General features: G+C 67.4%; 13 protein-coding genes and 1 pseudogene. 9 read left to right on the forward strand and 5 right to left on the reverse strand.

The features are described 5' to 3' along the window. The first annotated feature begins 19 nt into the window (after window positions 1–19). The 5 genes from ASF43_RS07760 to ASF43_RS07780 all read left to right on the forward strand — a co-directional run bounded on the left by ASF43_RS07760 (window position 20) and on the right by ASF43_RS07780 (window position 5,785). A complete protein-coding gene (locus ASF43_RS07760) occupies window positions 20–1,552 on the forward strand; it encodes an acyl-CoA carboxylase subunit beta (protein ID WP_056178584.1) in 1,533 nt (510 codons plus the stop codon). Window positions 1,553–1,628: 76 nt separating this feature from the next. Then, window positions 1,629–1,952, forward strand: coding sequence for a helix-turn-helix transcriptional regulator (locus ASF43_RS07765; RefSeq protein ID WP_156373197.1), 324 nt, complete (start codon window positions 1,629–1,631; stop codon window positions 1,950–1,952). A 91-nt stretch (window positions 1,953–2,043) separates the two neighbouring features. Then, complete coding sequence (locus ASF43_RS07770; RefSeq protein WP_056178590.1) at window positions 2,044–3,225, forward strand: type II toxin-antitoxin system HipA family toxin; 1,182 nt, start codon at window positions 2,044–2,046, stop codon at window positions 3,223–3,225. A gap of 20 nt (window positions 3,226–3,245) precedes the next feature. After that, window positions 3,246–5,294, forward strand: a complete 2,049-nt coding sequence (locus tag ASF43_RS07775) for an acetyl/propionyl/methylcrotonyl-CoA carboxylase subunit alpha (protein ID WP_056178594.1) — start codon at window positions 3,246–3,248, stop codon at window positions 5,292–5,294. Window positions 5,295–5,305: 11 nt separating this feature from the next. Continuing rightward, entirely contained in the window at window positions 5,306–5,785 is a 480-nt protein-coding gene (locus tag ASF43_RS07780) for a VOC family protein (protein WP_056178597.1), read from the forward strand. Here ASF43_RS07780 and ASF43_RS07785 read toward each other — a convergent pair whose 3' ends face one another. Together ASF43_RS07785 and ASF43_RS07790 are read right to left on the reverse strand one after the other, a co-directional pair. Further along, window positions 5,786–8,413, reverse strand: coding sequence for an ATP-binding protein (locus ASF43_RS07785; RefSeq protein ID WP_056178600.1), 2,628 nt, complete (start codon window positions 8,411–8,413; stop codon window positions 5,786–5,788). It lies immediately after the preceding gene. Between the two features lie 18 nt (window positions 8,414–8,431). After that, window positions 8,432–8,932 (reverse strand): molybdopterin-dependent oxidoreductase, encoded by a 501-nt coding sequence (locus ASF43_RS07790; protein WP_235578174.1) that lies wholly within the window; start codon window positions 8,930–8,932, stop codon window positions 8,432–8,434. 228 nt (window positions 8,933–9,160) lie between these two features. Between ASF43_RS07790 and ASF43_RS07795 the strand changes: the two are divergent. From ASF43_RS07795 to ASF43_RS07805, 3 genes and pseudogenes are all read left to right on the forward strand, one after another. Next, window positions 9,161–10,988, forward strand: a pseudogene (locus ASF43_RS07795) (FAD-dependent oxidoreductase). Further along, window positions 10,985–12,811, forward strand: a complete 1,827-nt coding sequence (locus ASF43_RS07800) for a 2-oxoacid:acceptor oxidoreductase subunit alpha (protein WP_056178605.1) — start codon at window positions 10,985–10,987, stop codon at window positions 12,809–12,811. Before ASF43_RS07795 ends, ASF43_RS07800 begins: the two are co-directional and overlap by 4 nt. Further along, window positions 12,808–13,863, forward strand: a complete 1,056-nt coding sequence (locus tag ASF43_RS07805; RefSeq protein WP_056178607.1) for a 2-oxoacid:ferredoxin oxidoreductase subunit beta — start codon at window positions 12,808–12,810, stop codon at window positions 13,861–13,863. The genes ASF43_RS07800 and ASF43_RS07805 overlap by 4 nt, the downstream gene beginning before the upstream one ends. A 3-nt stretch (window positions 13,864–13,866) precedes the next feature. Here the strand turns inward: ASF43_RS07805 and ASF43_RS07810 are convergent, their stop codons facing one another. After that, window positions 13,867–14,511: an RnfABCDGE type electron transport complex subunit B gene (locus ASF43_RS07810; protein WP_056178610.1), complete on the reverse strand. Its 645-nt coding sequence runs from the start codon at window positions 14,509–14,511 to the stop codon at window positions 13,867–13,869. Further along, a complete protein-coding gene (locus ASF43_RS07815; protein ID WP_056178613.1) occupies window positions 14,508–15,887 on the reverse strand; it encodes a polyhydroxyalkanoate depolymerase in 1,380 nt (459 codons plus the stop codon). The genes ASF43_RS07810 and ASF43_RS07815 overlap by 4 nt, the downstream gene beginning before the upstream one ends. A gap of 161 nt (window positions 15,888–16,048) precedes the next feature. On the opposite strand from ASF43_RS07815, the gene ASF43_RS07820 reads away from it, so the two are divergent. Then, on the forward strand, window positions 16,049–17,278 hold the full coding sequence (locus ASF43_RS07820) for a nucleoside recognition domain-containing protein (RefSeq protein ID WP_056178616.1): 1,230 nt from the start codon (window positions 16,049–16,051) through the stop codon (window positions 17,276–17,278). A 16-nt stretch (window positions 17,279–17,294) separates the two neighbouring features. Here the strand turns inward: ASF43_RS07820 and ASF43_RS07825 are convergent, their stop codons facing one another. Next, entirely contained in the window at window positions 17,295–18,491 is a 1,197-nt protein-coding gene (locus ASF43_RS07825) for an amino acid aminotransferase (protein WP_056178619.1), read from the reverse strand. Window positions 18,492–18,566: the final 75 nt, after the last annotated feature.

The following is an 18,566-nucleotide window of genomic DNA, read 5'->3' on the forward strand; positions in this document are numbered from 1 at the left end:
CAAGCCAACGAGGACCGACATGCAAGACATCCTGGAACAACTTGAAAAGAAGCGTGCCCAAGCCCGCCTGGGCGGCGGCGACAAGCGCATTGCCGCCCAGCACAAGAAGGGCAAGCTGACCGCACGCGAGCGGCTGGAACTGCTGCTGGACGAAGGCACGTTCGAGGAATGGGACATGTTCGTCGAGCACCGCTCGGTGGACTTCGGCATGGCCGAGCAGAAGATCCCGGGCGACGGCGTCGTCACCGGCTACGGCATGATCAACGGCCGCCTGGTGTTCGTGTTCAGCCAGGACTTCACGGTCTTCGGCGGCGCCCTGTCCGAGGCCCACGCCGAGAAGATCTGCAAGGTCATGGACCAGGCGATGAAGGTCGGCGCGCCGGTGATCGGCCTGAACGATTCGGGCGGCGCGCGCATCCAGGAAGGCGTGGCCTCGCTCGGTGGTTATGCCGACGTGTTCCAGCGCAACGTGATGGCCTCGGGCGTGGTGCCACAGATCAGCATGATCATGGGTCCCTGTGCCGGCGGCGCCGTGTACTCGCCGGCCATGACCGACTTCATCTTCATGGTCAAGGACTCGAGCTACATGTTCGTGACCGGCCCCGAAGTCGTGAAGACCGTGACGCACGAAGAGGTCACGGCCGAGGAGCTGGGCGGCGGCATCACGCACACCACGCGCTCGGGTGTGGCCGACCTGGCGTTCGAGAACGATGTCGAGGCATTGATGATGCTGCGCCGCCTGTACAACTACCTGCCGCTCAACAACCGCGAGAAGCCGCCGGTACGCCCCAGCAACGATCCGGCCGACCGCCAGGACATGAGCCTCGATACGCTGGTGCCCGAGAACGCGAACAAGCCCTACGACATGAAGGAGCTGATCGCCAAGACCGTGGACGACGGTGACTTCTTCGAGATTCAGCCCGAGTACGCCAAGAACATCGTGGTCGGCTTCGCGCGCATGGAAGGGCAGACTGTGGGCATCGTGGCCAACCAGCCGCTGGTGTTGGCCGGCTGCCTGGACATCAAGAGCTCGATCAAGGCCGCGCGCTTCGTGCGCTTCTGCGATGCCTTCAACATCCCCGTCATCACCTTCGTGGACGTACCAGGCTTCATGCCGGGCACCAGCCAGGAGTACGGCGGCATCATCAAGCACGGCGCCAAGCTGCTGTACGCGTATGCCGAGTGCACCGTGCCCAAGATCACCGTGATCACGCGCAAGGCCTACGGCGGCGCCTACGACGTGATGAGCTCCAAGCACCTGCGCGGCGATGTCAACTTCGCCTGGCCCAACGCCGAGATCGCGGTGATGGGGGCCAAGGGCGCGGTGGAGATCATCTTCCGCGAGGACAAAAGCGACCCCGTGAAGCTCGCAGCACGCGAGGCCGAATACAAGGCACGCTTCGCCAACCCCTTCGTGGCGGGCGCGCGCGGTTTCATCGACGACGTGATCCTGCCGCACGAGACGCGCAGGCGCATCTGCCGGTCGCTGGTCATGCTGCGCGACAAGAAGTTGGAGAACCCGTGGCGCAAGCACGGCAACATCCCGCTGTGAGTGTCCAAGTCAATGGTTCATATTTGACCTGTAAAACCTGTTTTTGAGGTTTAATTGTTCTTTTTGGAGCAGTTGAGTGCTGGAGCTTCAGACCCCGGATGCGATCTGCCAGATGCTGGGCGAGCGCGTGCGCGCCCTGCGGCTGGCGCGCAACCTTTCGCAGCAGGAGCTGGCCGACAGAGCGGGCGCGTCGCTGTCCACCATCCGGCGCTTCGAGGCCAGCGGGCAGGGCAGCATGCTGCTGATGGTGCAGCTGGCCCAGGCCCTGCAGGCCAGCGACGGCCTGCAGCATTTGCTGACGCTGCCGACACGCAGCATCGCCGAGGCCGAGGCGGCCGTGCAGCTGTCCACGCGCCAACGCGCACGCAAGCCGCGCCAGCCGCAGCGTTCCGGCGGGTGAAGACCATGGCCGGCATCACGCGCCTGAACGTCCGCTACCTCGGCTGGGGCGAGGACTGGGTGCTGGGCACGTTGGCCGAGGTCAGGGCCGCTTGCTGTTCGAGTACTCGCCACAGGCTGTGGAGCGTGGGCTGGAGTTCTCGCCTCTGCGCGTGCCGCTGCCAAGTGCGGGCGCGGTGCAGCAGGCCTACAGTGGGCCGGCGCACTTCCATGGGCTGCCCGGCTTCATTGCCGACAGCCTGCCGGATGGCTGGGGCATGCTGCTGATGGACCGCGCCTTGCGCAAGGCCGGCCGAAATCCGCATGCGGTGTCGGTGCTGGAGCGGTTGGCCATCGTCGGCCATTCGGCCATCGGTGCGCTGGCGTTCGAGCCCAGCGATCCGCTGGAGGCCGAGGAGGCCGGCATCGTGCGGATCGCCGAGTTGGCGCGCGAAGTGCAGGCCGTGGCGGCCGATGACGAAGAGCACAGCAGCAGCGAGCAACTGCGCCGCCTGCTGCTGCTCGGTGGCTCGCCGCAAGGCGCGCGGCCCAAGGCCTTGCTGCGCTGGCAGCGCGCGCAGAACCAGTTCGGCTCCGCACACGCGGCCGCGGGCGAACCCTGGTTGCTGAAGTTTCCCGCGCGTGGCGAGCATGCGGAGGTCTGCGCGCTGGAGATGTTCTACGCGCGGCTGGCCCGTGCGGGCGGCATAGACATGCCCGAGGCCGCGTTCTTCCCCCTGGGCGCTAGGCAAGCGGCCTTCGGCGTGCGTCGCTTCGACCGCGTGGACGTCGATGGCGCCGAACAGCGCGCGCCGCTGCTCAGCATGGCCGCGCTGCTGGATGCCGACTACCGTTTGCCCGCGCTCGACTACGAGACCGTGCTGCTGGCCACCGCCCGCGTGACCGGCGACTACCGCGAGACGCTCAAGGCCTTCGAGCGTTGCGTGTTCAACGTGCTCACGCACAACCGCGACGACCACGCCAAGAACTTCGCGTTCCGCATGGAGTTTGATGGGCGCTGGCGCCTGTCGCCGGCCTTCGACCTGAGCTTCAGCCAAGGCCCTGGCGGCCAGCACAGCACCAGCGTGGCAGGCGAAGGCGCAGCGCCGGGCCGCGCTGAACTGCTACGGGTCGCGCGGCGCGGCTGCATCAAGGACAGGGACGCGCAGGCCTGCCTGGCGCATTGGATGGAAGTGTTGCAGCCGCAACTTGAACTGTTGAATGACCTGCCCATCCGGCAGACGACGCTGCACACCGTGCGCGCCACGTTGGCGCGCGTGTGGCAGCGGCTTTGATTGATCGAAAAGAGGTAAGCATGTTCAAGAAGATCCTGATCGCCAACCGCGGAGAGATCGCCTGCCGCGTCATCAAGACCGCCAAGAAAATGGGCATCCTGACGGTCGCCGTCTACTCGGACGCCGACCGCTATGCCCGCCATGTCGAGTTGGCCGACGAGGCCGTTCACATCGGTGCGGCGCCTTCGCGCGAGAGCTACCTGCAGGCCGACCGCATCATCGCCGCCTGCAAGCAGACCGGCGCCGAGGCGGTGCACCCGGGCTACGGCTTCCTTTCGGAAAACGAAGCCTTCTCCAAGAAGGTCGAGGAAGAGGGCATCGCCTTCATCGGCCCCAAGCACTACTCCATCGCGGCCATGGGCGACAAGATCGCCTCCAAGAAGCTGGCCAACGAGGCCAAGGTCAACACCATCCCGGGCTGGAACGACGCCATCGAGTCGGCCGAGCGCGCGGTGCAGATCGCCAGGGACATCGGCTACCCCGTGATGATCAAGGCCAGCGCCGGCGGCGGCGGCAAGGGGCTGCGCGTGGCCTTCAACGACAAGGAGGCGCTGGAGGGCTTCACGGCCTGCCAGAACGAGGCGCGCAACAGCTTCGGCGACGACCGCATCTTCATCGAGAAGTTTGTCGAGCAGCCGCGCCACATCGAGATCCAGGTGCTGGGCGATGCCCACGGCAATGTGATCTACCTGAACGAGCGCGAGTGCTCGATCCAGCGCCGGCACCAGAAGGTGATCGAAGAGGCGCCGTCGCCCTTCATCAGCGACGCTACACGCAAGGCCATGGGCGAGCAGGCCGTGGCGCTGGCCAAGGCCGTGAAGTACCAGAGCGCGGGCACGGTGGAGTTCGTGGTCGGCAAGAACCAGGACTTCTATTTCCTGGAGATGAACACGCGACTGCAGGTGGAGCACCCCGTCACCGAATGCATCACGGGCCTGGACCTGGTGGAGCTGATGATCCGCGTGGCGGCAGGCGAGAAGCTGCCGCTCACGCAGGCCGAGGTGAAGCGCGATGGCTGGGCCATCGAGTGCCGCATCAACGCCGAAGACCCGTTCCGCAACTTCCTGCCGAGCACAGGCCGTCTCGTGCGCTTCGCGCCGCCCAGGGAGACCATGTTCTCCGCCGACACCGAGCACCTGCAGGGCGTGCGCGTGGACACCGGCGTGCAGGACGGCGGCGAGATCCCCATGTACTACGACTCGATGATCGCCAAGCTCATCGTGCACGGCCGCGACCGCAACGAGGCCATTGCCAAGATGCGCGAGGCGCTGAACGGCTTCATCATCCGCGGCATCAGCAGCAACATCCCGTTCCAGGCCGCGCTGCTGGCGCACCCCAAGTTCGTCGCGGGCGATTTCAACACCGGCTTCATCGCCGAGCAGTACGCCCAAGGCTTCCATGCGGAAGATGTGCCGCACGACGACCCGGATTTCCTGGTCGCGCTGGCCGCTTTCGCCAACCGGCGCTACCTGGGCCGCGCGGCCGGCATCAGCGGCCAGATGGCGGGCCACGAGCTGGAGATCGGCGAGGACTTCGTCGTCGTCGTGCTGGGTGCGGACGGGCACCACCGGGCGCAGCCCGTGCGCGTCAGCGGGTTCGAGGGCGTGACGGGCGCCAGCACCGTGCAGGTCGGCTCGCGCAGCTATCTGGTGGAGAGCGATGGCCGGCTCGGGGCGATCCGCCTGGCCGGCACGGTGAACGGCCAGCCGTTCAGCGCCCAGGTGGAGCGCGGCGCGCAGAAGAATCCGCTGGCCATCCGCGTGGCGCACAACGGCACGCAGATCGACGCGCTCGTGCTGTCGCCACGTGCGGCCGAACTGTTCACGCTGATGCCCTACAAGGCGCCGCCGGACATGAGCCGCTATGTGCTGTCGCCCATGCCCGGCCTGCTGGTCGACGTGGCCGTGCAGGTGGGCCAGAAGGTGCAGGCTGGCGAGCGTGTGGCCGTGATCGAGGCCATGAAGATGGAGAACGTGCTGTTCGCCGCGGCCGATGGCGTGGTCGGCAAGGTGCTGGCCAACAAGGGCGAGAGCCTGTCGGTCGACCAGCCCATCGTCGAGTTCGCCTGAAGGAAGCCACCATGAGCCAACGACCATTCCGCGTGCTGGGCATCCAGCAGATCGCCATCGGCGGGCCCGACAAGCAACGCCTGCAGAAGCTGTGGGTGCAGATGCTGGGGCTGACGGTGACCGGAACCTTCCGCAGCGAGAGCGAGAACGTGGACGAGGACATCTGCGCCATCGGCAGCGGGCCCTACAAGGTCGAGGTCGACCTCATGCAGCCGCTGGACCCGGACAGGAAACCCGCCGTCCACACCACGCCGCTGAACCATGTGGGCCTGTGGATCGACGACCTGCCCAAGGCGGTGGAATGGCTCACGGCGCAGGGCGTGCGCTTTGCGCCGGGCGGCATCCGCAAAGGGGCGGCCGGCTACGACATTTGCTTCCTGCACCCCAAGGCGAACGAGGCCTTCCCGATCGCGGGCGAAGGCGTGCTGATCGAACTGGTGCAGGCACCTCCCGAGGTGGCCGCGGCCCTGGCGCTGGGCACGGCGGCCTGATCAACCGGCCTCGGTGCTGGCCCGTAGCAGCTGCGCCGCTTCGCTGAAGTCGTAGCCATGGATCGCCGCGGCCACGGCCGCGTGTGCCTCGCCCAATGCCGGGCGCAGCAAGGCCTCGTGCCGCTGGAACAGGTCGATGGCCTCGGCGTCGTCCTGGGCCAGCAGCGTCTCCAGCTGCGTGAGCACGGCACGCACGGCGTTCGAGTCCGATGCGATCTCGGGCGCTGCGGCCTGGGGTGGCGGCGCCAGCACCTGGCGCAGCGCGGTGATCAGCCGCTGGCAGTCGTCCTCGCATGCCTGCAGCAGGATGTCCTCGGCTGCATGATCCGCCTGGTCGTGCTCCAACGCCGCCTCGGCTGCCTGCGCATGGCGCGCAAGACCAGCAGCGCCGATGGTGGCAGCCGTGCCCTTGAGCGTGTGCACCAGCCGGCGCGCCTCGGCCCTCTGGCCACTGGCAAGGGCCGCGCGCGCGGCCGGCACGGCCTGGGCCTGGCCGTCGACGAAGCGCTGCAAGAGGCCCTCGTAGGTCGCACGCTTGTGCAGCACACGGCGCAGGCCCGCGGGCGCGTCCAGGCCGGGCACCCGGGCGAGTTGATCGTCCGGTGCCAGCGGTGAGGCGGGCGTGGGCGCCGCCACCGGTGCCGTGCCCCGCGCGGGCGCGAGCCACTGCAGCATCTGGCTGTACAGCTCGGCCGGATCGATCGGCTTGGCGATGTGGCTGTTCATGCCGGCGTCCAGGCAGCGCTGGCGGTCACTGGCCATCGCGTTCGCGGTCATGGCTAGCACGGGCAGGCGGGCCCAGCGTGGGTTGCGGCGGATGGCGCGCGTGGCATCGAGCCCGTCCATGACGGGCATCTGCATGTCCATCAGCACCAGGTCGTAATCCTGCTGGGCCAGCTTGTCCAGGGCCAGCTGGCCGTCTTCGGCCACATCGACGACCACGCCCACGGCCTGCAGCAGTTCGATGCCGACCTGGCGGTTCAGGTCGTTGTCGTCCACCAGCAGGACGCGCACGCCGTGCAGTGCAGCCAGTTGCGCATCGTCGGCCTCGGGAGCGGGGCTGCGCGCGTTGTCCTCCACGACCCGCACGAGGTGGCCGCGCAGCGCGGCATCGGGCAGCGTCGCCGCGCGGCTGGTGGCCACGCCCAGCCGCGCCGTGAACCAGAACACGCTGCCCTGGCCGGGCGTGCTGTCCACGCCGACCTCGCCGCCCATCAGCTCGGCCAGCCGCTTGGAGATGGCCAGGCCCAGGCCGGTGCCGCCGTGCTTGCGCGTGGTGGATGTGTCGGCTTGCTGGAACGACTGGAACAGGCGCTCGCGCTGCTCCTCGGTCATGCCGATGCCGGTGTCCTGCACCTCCAAGCGCAGCAGCACGTCGCCGTCCGGCAGTGGCGCCTGACGCACGCGCACCACGATCTTGCCGTGCTCGGTGAACTTCACGGCGTTGCTGGCGTAGTTGATGAGGATCTGGCCCAGGCGCAGCGGGTCGCCGCGCAGCGCGGGCGGCAGCGCGCCGAGATCGGTGTCGAAGACGAGTTGCAGGCCCTTGGCCGAGGCGCGCTCGCCGATCAGGTCGGCCACGCTGTCGAGCACCGCCTGCAGCTCGAAGTCGACGTTCTCAACCTCCATCTTGCCGGCCTCGATCTTGCTGAAGTCCAGGATGTCGTTGATCAGCGCCAGCAGGTGCTGGCCCGAGCGCTGGATCTTGGTCGCGTAGTCGCGCTGCTTGGGCGTGAGCTCGGTCACCAGCATCAGATGGCTCATGCCGATCACCGCGTTCATGGGCGTGCGGATCTCGTGGCTCATGTTGGCCAGGAAGTCGGATTTCATCTGCGAGGCCGCCTCCGCACGTGCCTGGGCCGCGCGCAGCTCGCCCTCCTGCGCGCGCAGCGCGTCATTGGCCTGGGCCAGGGCGTCGGTGCGCTCGGCCACGCGGGCCTCCAGCGCCTCTTCGCTGCGCTTGAGCGAGGCCAGCAGCGTGGCCTGGGTCTGCAGGGCCTGCACGCTGGCCCGCTCGCGCTTGCCGAACTGGCGCGCCATGGCCAGGGCCAGCCAGAAGGTGAGCAGTGCCTGGAACAGCGTGAGGCCCACGGCCTGCACGGTCTGGCGCCGGATCTCTGCGTTGCGCTGGTCGTTGACTGCGGCAGAGGCGCGCGCGGCCGACAGCGACAGCTCGCGCACGGTCGGGCGCAGGGCCTGCAGTTGCTCGCGCACGGCGCCCAGCGCGGCGCCCTGCGGGTCCACCGGCCCGTCGGTGCCCATCGCACGGTCGGCGGCGGCCACCAGGGCGCGCAGGTCGCCCATGGCCTGCACGTAGTCAGGGTCAGCCTGCAGGAGGCGGCGCGGCGTGCCCACGTCGATGGCATTGATGCGGCTCACGAACAAGTCATAGCGCAGCTGCAGCTGGGCATAGGGCGTGGCTTGCGGACTCGCCAGGTAGTCGCCGAGCGTGTTGTCCAGCCGCTCGTACTCGACTGTGAGCTGCCCGTAGGTCCACAGCGCGTTGATGTCGCTGCGCTGCATCATCTCCGTCAGGTCGCGGTACTGGCGGTACTGCACCAAGCCGATAGCGATGTAGACCAGCGCCAAGCTGGCGATCAGCAGGCGCAGAAGGGGCTTGCTGCGCAAGGCAGGGATGGCGGCCTCCTATTGCACCTGCAACTGGTTCAGCTGCCAGGCCGAGCGGTTGTAGTAGATCTCGGCCTTCAGCTCGGGCTTGCTGTCGTACGGGTAGACGATGAACAGCGGCCCCTTCTCGCGCACCGACATGGGCTTGTCGTTCATGAGCCGGGCCACGATGACGTCGTGCTGCGTCACGTCGTTGAACGGGATCTCGGTGCGGTAGTCGTTCAGGGCCACCGCCACGATCTTGCTGCCCCTGATGCCGGCCATGGCCAGCACGTCGCGCAGCAGCGGGCCGGTGAAGCGCACGGGCTCGGTGTACCAGGGGGTGTGCGTCGTGAAGCTGTGTTGCGGCAGGCTCTCCAGCATCTTCATGTCGAACGCCGTGCGAGGGCCGGCACCGGGCCTGCCTCCCACGGTCAGCACCACATCGCCCGTGGGTTTGGGCTGCGCGCGCGCCATCCCCCAGCCCAGGCAGCACAGCAACAGCATGCGACGTCGCAGCATAGGCACGGGTCGGGCCATGGTCATCTCCCGGGTGAGAACTGTCCACCGGTTCGTGGACAGAGTTGTGATCATTCCGCACTATAGCTACAAGGCAGCCATTTGCGGATGGGTGAGCCGATCGCCGGAGGGCCGGCCTGCACGGGCGGTGGATGCGGGATTTACCGTAGCGCTGGCCGCAATCGCCCGCGTAGACTGCCCCGACCGCTCGGTCGGCTATGGAAGCCGGCACGGGACAAGGAGACAAGATTGCAGCCAACGCAAGCAGCCAGCCCTTCCTACTTCCACAAAGTCGTCGACTGCCAGTGGGCCTGCCCCGCCCACACCCCCGTTCCCGAGTACATCCGCCTGATCGGCCAGGGCCGCTATGCCGACGCCTACATGGTCAACTGGGTGTCGAACGTATTCCCCGGCATCCTGGGCCGAACCTGCGACCGCCCTTGCGAGCCCGCCTGCCGGCGCGGCCGCGTGGAGGAGGGCAGCAGCGAGCAGCCCGAGCCCGTGGCCATCTGCCGCTTGAAGCGGGTGGCGGCCGACATGAAGGGCGACGTGGCCCGACGCATGCCCCCGGTCGCTCCGCGCAACGGCAAGCGTGTGGCCTGCATCGGCGCCGGCCCCTCGTCGCTGACGGTGGCGCGCGACCTGGCGCCGCTGGGCTACGAGGTCACGGTGTTCGATGGCGAGGCCAAGGCTGGCGGCTTCATCCGCACGCAGATCCCGCGCTTCCGGCTGCCCGAGGAAGTGATCGATGAGGAGACCGGCTACATCCTCGACCTGGGCGTGCAGTTCCGCAGCGGTGAGCGCATCGCCTCCATGGCCACGCTGCTGGCGCAGGGCTACGGCGCCGTGTTCGTGGGCTGCGGTGCACCCCGCGGGCGCGACCTGGACCTGCCGGGCCGCCAACAGGCCGCGGCGCACATCCACATCGGCATCGACTGGCTGGCTTCGGTCTCGTTCGGCCATGTGACGCAGGTGGGCAGGCGCGTGATCGTGCTGGGCGGCGGCAATACCGCGATGGACTGCTGCCGCTCGGCGCGCCGGTTGGGCGGTGAGGACGTCAAGGTCATCGTGCGCAGCGGCTTCGACGAGATGAAGGCTTCCCCCTGGGAGAAGGAAGACGCGCAGCACGAAGGCATCCCGTTCCTGAACTACCACGTGCCCAAAAGTTTCGAGCATGTGGATGGCCGGCTCACGGGCATGACCTTCGAGCGCGTGCGTGCCGAGCGCGACGCCGATGGCCAGCGCCGCCTGGTGCCGACCGGCGAGCCCGACGTGCTGATCCCCTGCGACGAGGTGCTGATCGCGGTGGGCCAGGAGAACGCCTTCCCCTGGATCGAGCGCGACTGCGGCATCGCGTTCGACCGCCATGGCCTGCCGGTGCTGAACGGCAACAGCTTCCAGTCGAGCCTGCCGCATGTCTTCTTCGGCGGCGACGCGGCGCTGGGGCCCAAGAACATCATCACTGCGGTGGCGCACGGCCATGAGGCAGCGGTGTCGATCGACCGCTACCTGCACGGAGAGGACGTGCTGCGCCGGCCGCCGCCCGCCCATAACCTGATGTCCACCAAGATGGGCATCCACGAGTGGAGCTACGACAACGCGACCTCGCTGGACGAACGCTTCCAGGTGCCCTGGGCGCAGGCCGAGATCGCGCTGGCCAGCATCCGCGTGGAGGTGGAACTGGGCTTCGACGCCGCCACCGCGTTCAAGGAGGCCAGCCGCTGCCTGAACTGCGACGTGCAGACCGTGTTCACGCAGGAGGCCTGCATCGAGTGCGACGCCTGCATGGACATCTGCCCCATGGACTGCATCAGTTTCACGCCCGATGGCGACGAGGCCGACTTGCGCCAGCGGCTCAAGGCACCGGCCACCAACCTGGCGCAAGACCTGTATGTGTCGGCCCCGCTCAAGACCGGCCGCGTGATGGCCAAGGACGAAGACTTGTGCCTGCATTGCGGCCTGTGCGCCGAGCGGCTGCCCCACGGGGGCCTGGGACATGCAAAAGTTCCTGCTCAAGACCGCGCAGGCCGGCCCGGCCAGTCGTGACGCGGCGGCCCGCAAGGCGGTGGCCGCATGACGCAGCCCATCACCGGGATCAACGACTTCGTCGTCAAGTTCGCCAACGTGAACGGCTCGGGTTCGGCCTCGGCCAACGAGCTGTTCGCCAAGGCCATCCTGCGCATGGGCGTGCCGGTCAGCCCGCGCAATATCTTCCCGAGCAACATCCAGGGCCTGCCCACCTGGTACGAGGTGCGCGTGACCGAAGCCGGCCATTTGGGCCGCCGCGGCGGTATCGACATGATGGTCGCCATGAACCCGCAGACCTGGGACGCCGATGTGGCCGAGATCGAGCCCGGCGGCTACCTGTTCTACGACAGCACCCGGCCCGTGCCGGCGAACAAGCTGCGCAGCGACATCCAGGTGATCGGCATGCCGCTTACCGAGATCGCCAACGCCGTCTATTCCGACCCGCGCCAGCGCCAGCTGTTCAAGAACATCATCTACGTGGGTGCGCTGTCGGTGCTGCTGGACATCGAGGCCGAAGTCATCGAGCAGTTGTTCGGCGAGCAATACAAGGGCAAGGAGAAGCTGCTGGACTCCAACGTGCGCGCGCTCCACCTGGGCCGCGATTTCGCACGCGAGCATCTGCAGGCGCCGCTACCCATCCGCGTGCGGCGTGCCGACCGCGTAGGCCAGAAGATCTTCGTGGACGGCAACAGCGCCGCCGCGCTGGGCTGCGTGTACGGCGGCGCCACGGTGGCAGCCTGGTACCCCATCACACCGTCTTCATCCGTCGCCGAGGCCTTCCAGTCCTACTGCGCCAAGTTCCGCGTGGACCAGGACACCGGCGAGCGCCGCTACGCCATCATGCAGGCCGAGGACGAGATCGCCTCCATCGGCATGGTGGTGGGCGCGGGCTGGAACGGCGCGCGCGCGTTCACGGCCACCTCGGGCCCCGGCGTGTCGCTCATGACCGAGTTCATCGGCCTGGCATATTTCGCCGAAATTCCGGTCACCATCATCAACGTGCAGCGTGGCGGCCCCTCCACCGGCATGCCCACGCGCACGCAGCAGGCCGACATCCTGGCCTGCGCCTATGCCTCGCATGGCGACACCAAGCATGTGCTGCTGTTCCCCGAAGACCCGCGCGAGTGCTTCGAGCATGCGGCAGCCGCGCTGGACCTGGCCGACCGCCTGCAGACACCGGTGTTCGTGATGACCGACCTGGACATCGGCATGAACCAGCGCCTGTGCGAGCCATTCGTGTGGGAGGAAGGGCGCGACTACGACCGCGGCAAGGTCATGACGGCCGAGGAGCTGGAGGCCGGCCGCGACTTCGGCCGCTACAAGGACGTGGACGGAGACGGCATCCCCTGGCGCACGCTGCCCGGCACGCATGCCAGCCGAGGCAGCTACTTCACGCGCGGCACCACGCGCGACGCCTATGCGCGCTATTCCGAGCGCGGGCCCGACTACATCTACAACGTCGAGCGGCTGCAGCGCAAGTTCGCTAAGGCGGCCGACCTGGTGCCTGGGCCGGTGTTGAAGCCGGCTGACGGGTCGACCCGGTTCGGCGTGCTGTATTTCGGCTCGACCAGCCCGGCCCTGGACGAGGCCCTGCAGATGCTGGCCGAGGCCGGCACGCAGCTGGACGCGATGCGGCTCAGGGCCTTTCCGTTCCCGGCCGCCGTGGCGCGCTTCATCGCCGAGCACGACAAGGTCTTCGTGGTCGAGCAGAACCGCGACGCGCAGATGCGCAGCCTGCTCGTCAACGAGCTCGACGCCGACCCGGCGCGCCTGGTGCGCGTGCTGCATTTCGACGGTACGCCGATCACGGCGCGCTTCATCGCGCAGGCCATCACTGCCAACCTGCAACCCGCCCTGGAGGCCGCGGCATGACCTACCTGGCCAAACCCCGGCTGCACCACCCCACGCTGGCCGCTAACAAGGTCGGCTACACGCGGCGCGATTACGAGGGCAAGATCTCCACGCTGTGCGCCGGCTGCGGGCATGACTCGATCTCTGCCGCCATCATCCAGGCCTGCTGGGAGCTGGACGTGGAGCCGCACCGCGTGGCCAAGCTTTCGGGCATCGGCTGCAGCTCCAAGACGCCGGACTATTTCCTGGGCGCTTCGCATGGCTTCAACACGGTGCACGGCCGCATGCCTTCGGTGCTGACGGGTGCGCAGCTGGCCAACCGCGACCTGCTGTACCTGGGCGTCTCGGGTGACGGCGATTCGGCGTCGATCGGCCTGGGCCAGTTCGCCCACGCCATGCGGCGCGGCGTGAACATGGTCTACATCGTCGAGAACAACGGCGTCTACGGCCTGACCAAGGGGCAGTTCTCGGCCACCGCCGACCAGGGGTCCAAGAGCAAGAAGGGCGTGGTCAACCACGACAACCCGATCGACTTGGTCGGGCTGGCGCTGCAGTTGGGCGCCACCTACGTGGCGCGCGGTTTCTCGGGCGACAAGGCGCAGCTCGTGCCGCTGATCCGCGGCGCCATCGGCCACCAGGGCGCGGCCTTCATCGACGTGGTCAGCCCGTGCGTGGCCTTCAACAACCATGCGGGCAGCACCAAGAGCTACGACCATGTGCGCGCGCACAACGAGGCGGTGAACCGCATCGACTTCATCGCGCTGGCCGATGAGGTCGAGGCTTCGCCGGCACCTGGCGAACTCGTGACCCTGGCGCAGCCTGATGGCTCGGTGCTGCGGCTGCGCAAGCTGCGCGAAGGCTACGACCCTACCGACCGCGCCGAGGCCCTGCACCAGGTCGTCGCGCAACAGGCGCGTGGCGAACTGCTGACCGGGTTGCTGTACGCGAACGATGGTGCCGAGGATCTGCACGCGGCACTGCAGACCAGCCGAGCCCCTTTGAACAGCCTGGGGCCGAAGGACTTGTGCCCCGGCGCCGCGGCACTGGAGCGGCTGAACGCCACCCTGCGCTGAGGCTCAGCCTTCGGTGCGTCGCGCGCGGGCGCGGGCCATCGCGGCCTGCACCGCGGCCCGGCGGGCGGCGGCAGGATCGTCGGCCAGTGCGGGAGCTTCTGGTTCTGGTGCGCTTGGCGGCTGCGGAGCAGCTTCGTTGTTCAGCCGCTGCTGGTGCAGCGCATAACGCTTGCGCGCCGCATCGGCCTGCGTGCTGGACCAGGCGGCCCAGCCGCTCAACGTGCCGCTGGCAGGCTCCAGCTGGATGCAATCGACCGGGCAGACCGGGATGCAGAGTTCGCAGCCGGTGCAATGCGCCTCGACCACGGTGTGCATGAGCTTGTTGGAGCCGATGATCGCGTCCACCGGGCAGGCCTTGATGCACAGAGTGCAGCCGATGCACCAGTGCTCGTCGATGAAGGCCATCTGGCGCGGTGCTTCCACGCCGAACGCCGCGTCGAGGGGGAGAGGGGGCAGGCCGGTCAACCGCTCCAGCCGCGCAATACCTTCATGACCCCCAGGGGGGCAGCGGTTGATGGGCGCGTCGCCCGCGGCAATGGCTTGGGCATAGCCTGCGCAGTCCGGGTAGCCGCAGCGCGTGCACTGCGTCTGCGGCAGCGCCGCGTGGATGCGCTCTGACAGTGCCTGCGAGCGGTCGGCCACGCTCACGCGCGGGTGACGGCCTTCTTGGCGCTGCTGGCCGCCTTGGCGCGCGGAGCCTTCACCGGTGCGGCGGCCGCCTTGGATGAGGGGGCGGTCAGGGCCTTCGCCGTGTTCTTGGGCTTGTTGTGCGCCAGGATGAAGTCGCGCACCTTGGGGTAGACCATGTCGCGCCAACGACGGCCGCTGAAGATGCCGTAGTGGCCTGCGCCCTTGGCTTCGTAGTGCTCGCTGTGCGCCTTGGGGATGCCGGTGCACAGGTCATGCGCCGCGGCGGTCTGGCCAGAGCCGGAGATGTCATCGAGCTCGCCTTCCACCGTCAGCAGCGCGCAGCCCGTGATGTCCTGCGGCTGCACGAGTTCCAGAGCGCCCTGGGGGTTCTTGACCTGCCAGGTGCCGCGCACCAGCTTGAAATCCTGGAACACGGTGGCGATGGTTTCGAGGTAGTAATCCGCGTCCATGTCGAGCACGGCGTTGTACTCGTCGTAGAACTTGCGGTGCGTCTCTGCGCTCACGTCGTCACCCTGCAGCAGGTGTTCGAAGTAGTCGTAGTGGCTCTTGGCGTGGTGGTCCGGGTTCATGGCCACGAAGCCGGCGTGCTGCAGGAAGCCAGGGTAGACGCGGCGTCCAGCGCCCGGGAAGCTCTGGGGCACCGGATAGATCACGTTGTTCTCGAACCACTCGTAGCTCTTGTTCATGGCCAGGTTGTTGACGGCCGTGGGCGACTTGGTCGCGTCGATCGGGCCGCCCATCATGGTCATGGACAAGGGAAGGCGCTCGCCGCGCGAGGCCATCAGCGAGACGGCGGCCAGCACCGGGACGGTGGGCTGGCACACGCTCATCACATGGCAGTCGCCATAGACCTTCTGGAGATGGCGGATGAAGTCCTGCACGTAGTTGACGTAATCGTCCAAATGGAACTCACCTTGGGACTGGGGCACCAGGCGCGCGTTCTTCCAGTCGGTGATGTAGACCTTATGGTCGCTGAGCATGGTCTTGACGGTGTCGCGCAGCAATGTCGCGTAGTGGCCGGACAGCGGCGCCACGATCAGCACGGCCGGCTGGCCCTTGAGCTTGGCAAGCGTGGCGGCGTCGTCGGTGAAGCGTTTGAAGCGGCGCAGTTCGCAGAAGGGCTTGTCGATCTCCACGCGCTCGTGGATGGCGATCTCCACCTCGCCCACCTTGACGGTGCGCAGGCCGAAGACCGGCTTTTCGTAGTCCTTGCCGAGCCGGTACAGCAGGTCGTAGCCGGCGGCCACGCGTTGTGCGAAGGGGTTCTGCCCCAGTGGAGAATTCGTGTTGCCGAACAGCTTCGAGGCAGCGTTGGCGAACTCGGCAAACGGCTCCATCAGAGAGCGCTGGGTTTCGTAGATTTGGTACAGCATCGCGTCTATGGGCCTGGAGTGGATAGTTATGTTGCAGTGCAGCAATATACCAGTTGCGGCCCCTCTTTGCATACGAAGTAACACCAATGCGGTGCGCGGTATCGCACCGTTTTGGCGTCGGCATTGGTCCTACACTGCGCGCCCATGCGAATTGCACCTTCATGCTGAACGGCCTGTGGCTGGGCTTCTTCCTGACGTCGGCGGCTTGTGCCTTGTGGCGTTGGCTGGTCGGCGGGGAGGCGGCCGTGTTCGCGGCCATGGTCGAGGCCTTGTTCGCAATGGCCAGGCTGGCTGTCGAGGTCATGGTGTTGTTATTCGGCACGTTGACTTTGTGGCTCGGCTTCTTGCGCATTGCCGAGCAGGCCGGGCTCGTAGCCTGGCTGGCGCGGTTGCTGGGCCCGCTGCTGTGCCGACTGATGCCCCAAGTGCCGCCCGGCCACCCGGCGCTCGGGTTGATCACACTGAACTTCGCCGCCAATGCGCTCGGGCTGGACAACGCCGCCACACCCATCGGACTGAAGGCCATGCGCTCGTTGCAGGAGCTCAACCCCAGTACCACGGTGGCGAGCAATGCGCAGATCCTGTTCCTGGTGCTCAACGCCTCGGCACTGACCTTGCTGCCGGTCAGCATCTTCATGTACCGCGCGCAGCAGGGCGCGCCAGATCCGACCATGGTGTTCCTGCCCATTCTTCTGGCCAACGCCGCCGGCACGCTGGCGGCCCTGCTTGCGGTGGCCTACGCCCAGCGCCTGCGGTTGTGGGACCCGGTGGTGCTGGCCTACCTGGTGCCCGGCGCGCTGCTGATGGGCGGCTTCATTGCGCTCCTGGCCGGCTTGTCGGCTACGGCGCTTGCGGCGCTGTCGTCGCTGCTCGGCAACCTGACCATGTTCGGCCTGGTGATCCTGTTCGTCGTGGCGGGCGCGCTGCGCCGCGTGCCGGTCTACGAATCCTTTGTCGAGGGCGCGAAAGAGGGCTTCGACGTTGCCAAGAGCTTGCTGCCCTACCTGGTGGCGATGCTGTGCGCCGTTGGCGTGCTGCGCGCCTCGGGAGCCTTGGAGCTGGTGCTGGACGGCCTGCGCTGGCTGGTCGGGCTGGCCGGTTGGGACACGCGCTTCGTCGACGCCATGCCCACAGCGCTCGTCAAGCCGTTCTCCGGCAGCGCGGCGCGGGCGCTGCTCATCGAGACCATGAAGACGGAAGGCGTGGACAGCTTTGCGGCCCTGCTGGCCGCGACGGTGCAAGGCAGCACCGAGACGACGTTCTACGTGCTGGCGGTGTACTTCGGAGCTGTGGGCATTCAGCGTGCCCGGCACACGGTGGCGTGTGCAGTGATCGCCGATGTGGCCGGCATCCTGGCCTCCATCGGCGTGTGCTACTGGTTCTTCGGCTGAACCGGCAGCGGCTGCATCAGATGACCTTGGCGATCGCGGCGCAGACGTAGTCGATGTTCTTGCTGTTCAACGCAGCCACGCACATGCGGCCGGTGTCGGTGCCGTAGACGCCGAACTCGTTGCGCAGGCGCACCATCTGGTCCTTGGACAGGCCCGAGTAGCTGAACATGCCGACCTGCGTCGTGATGAAGCTCATGTCTTGCTCGACGCCCGCGCTCTTGAGCTTGTCGACGAGGGTGCCGCGCATCTGCTTGATGCGCACGCGCATGGCGGCCAGTTCCTCTTCCCACAGCGCGCGCAGTTCCGGCGTATTCAGCACGGCCGCCACCACGGTGCCGCCGTGGATCGGCGGGTTGCTGTAGTTGGTGCGGATCATGATCTTGAGCTGGCTCAGCACGCGGCTGGCTTCTTCCTTGTCCTGGCATAGCACCGACAGCGCGCCGACGCGTTCGCCGTACAGGCTGAAGCTCTTGCTGAACGAGGTCGACACGAAGAACGACAGGCCGGCAGCCACACACTTGGCGACGGCGGCGCCGTCTTCCTGGATGCCTTCGCCGAAACCCTGGTAGGCCATGTCCAGGAAGGGCACGAGCTCGCCGCTCTTGAGCACGGCGATGACCTGGTCCCACTGCGCGGACGTCAGTTCGTACCCCGTCGGGTTGTGGCAGCAGGCATGCAGCACGATCACTGTGCCGGGCGCCGCGGCCTTCAGGTCGGCCAGCATGCCGTCGAAGTTCACGCCTCGGCGCGCCGGGTCGTAGTAGGCGTAGGTTTCCACGACAAAGCCGGCCTGCGTGAACAGCGCGCGGTGGTTCTCCCAGCTCGGGTCGCTGATCAGCACCTTGGCACCGGGCTTCAGGTGCTTGATGAAGTCCGCGCCGATCTTCAGGCCGCCCGTGCCACCGATGGCCTGGATGGTTGCCACGCGGCCGCTCTTGACAGGCTCGCTGTCGGCCCCAAATACCAGGTTCTTCACTGCGCTGTCATAGGCGGCGATACCGTCGATCGGCAGGTAGCCGCGGGCCTTGGGCGCCTCCATCATGGCCTTTTCAGCCTGTTGCACGCATTTCAGCAAGGGCAGCTTGCCGTTGTCGTCGTAATACACGCCCACGCCAAGGTTGACCTTGTTGGGGTTGGTGTCGGCGGCGAACTGCTCGTTGAGGCCCAGGATCGGGTCGCGCGGTGCCATCTCGACGGCGGTGAACAAAGACATGAGGGTTCCTGAAGAGGGTTGTCGCTAGCAGGGAAAGCCGGGCTGCGCTAGCCTATCGGGTTGCCCCCAGTTGAT

This window comes from Pseudorhodoferax sp. Leaf267 (genome assembly GCF_001422405.1).
Taxonomy (GTDB): Bacteria; Pseudomonadota; Gammaproteobacteria; order Burkholderiales; family Burkholderiaceae_C; genus Pseudorhodoferax.

Coding starts and splice junctions, on each gene's coding strand:
- ASF43_RS07760 (WP_056178584.1), top strand. CDS start 20: ATGCAAGACATCCTGGAACAACTTGAAAAGAAGCGTGCCCAAGCCCGC.
- ASF43_RS07775 (WP_056178594.1), top strand. CDS start 3,246: ATGTTCAAGAAGATCCTGATCGCCAACCGCGGAGAGATCGCCTGCCGC.
- ASF43_RS07780 (WP_056178597.1), top strand. CDS start 5,306: ATGAGCCAACGACCATTCCGCGTGCTGGGCATCCAGCAGATCGCCATC.
- ASF43_RS07790 (WP_235578174.1), bottom strand. CDS start 8,932: ATGGCCCGACCCGTGCCTATGCTGCGACGTCGCATGCTGTTGCTGTGC.
- ASF43_RS07800 (WP_056178605.1), top strand. CDS start 10,985: ATGACGCAGCCCATCACCGGGATCAACGACTTCGTCGTCAAGTTCGCC.
- ASF43_RS07805 (WP_056178607.1), top strand. CDS start 12,808: ATGACCTACCTGGCCAAACCCCGGCTGCACCACCCCACGCTGGCCGCT.
- ASF43_RS07815 (WP_056178613.1), bottom strand. CDS start 15,887: ATGCTGTACCAAATCTACGAAACCCAGCGCTCTCTGATGGAGCCGTTT.
- ASF43_RS07820 (WP_056178616.1), top strand. CDS start 16,049: ATGCTGAACGGCCTGTGGCTGGGCTTCTTCCTGACGTCGGCGGCTTGT.
- ASF43_RS07825 (WP_056178619.1), bottom strand. CDS start 18,491: ATGTCTTTGTTCACCGCCGTCGAGATGGCACCGCGCGACCCGATCCTG.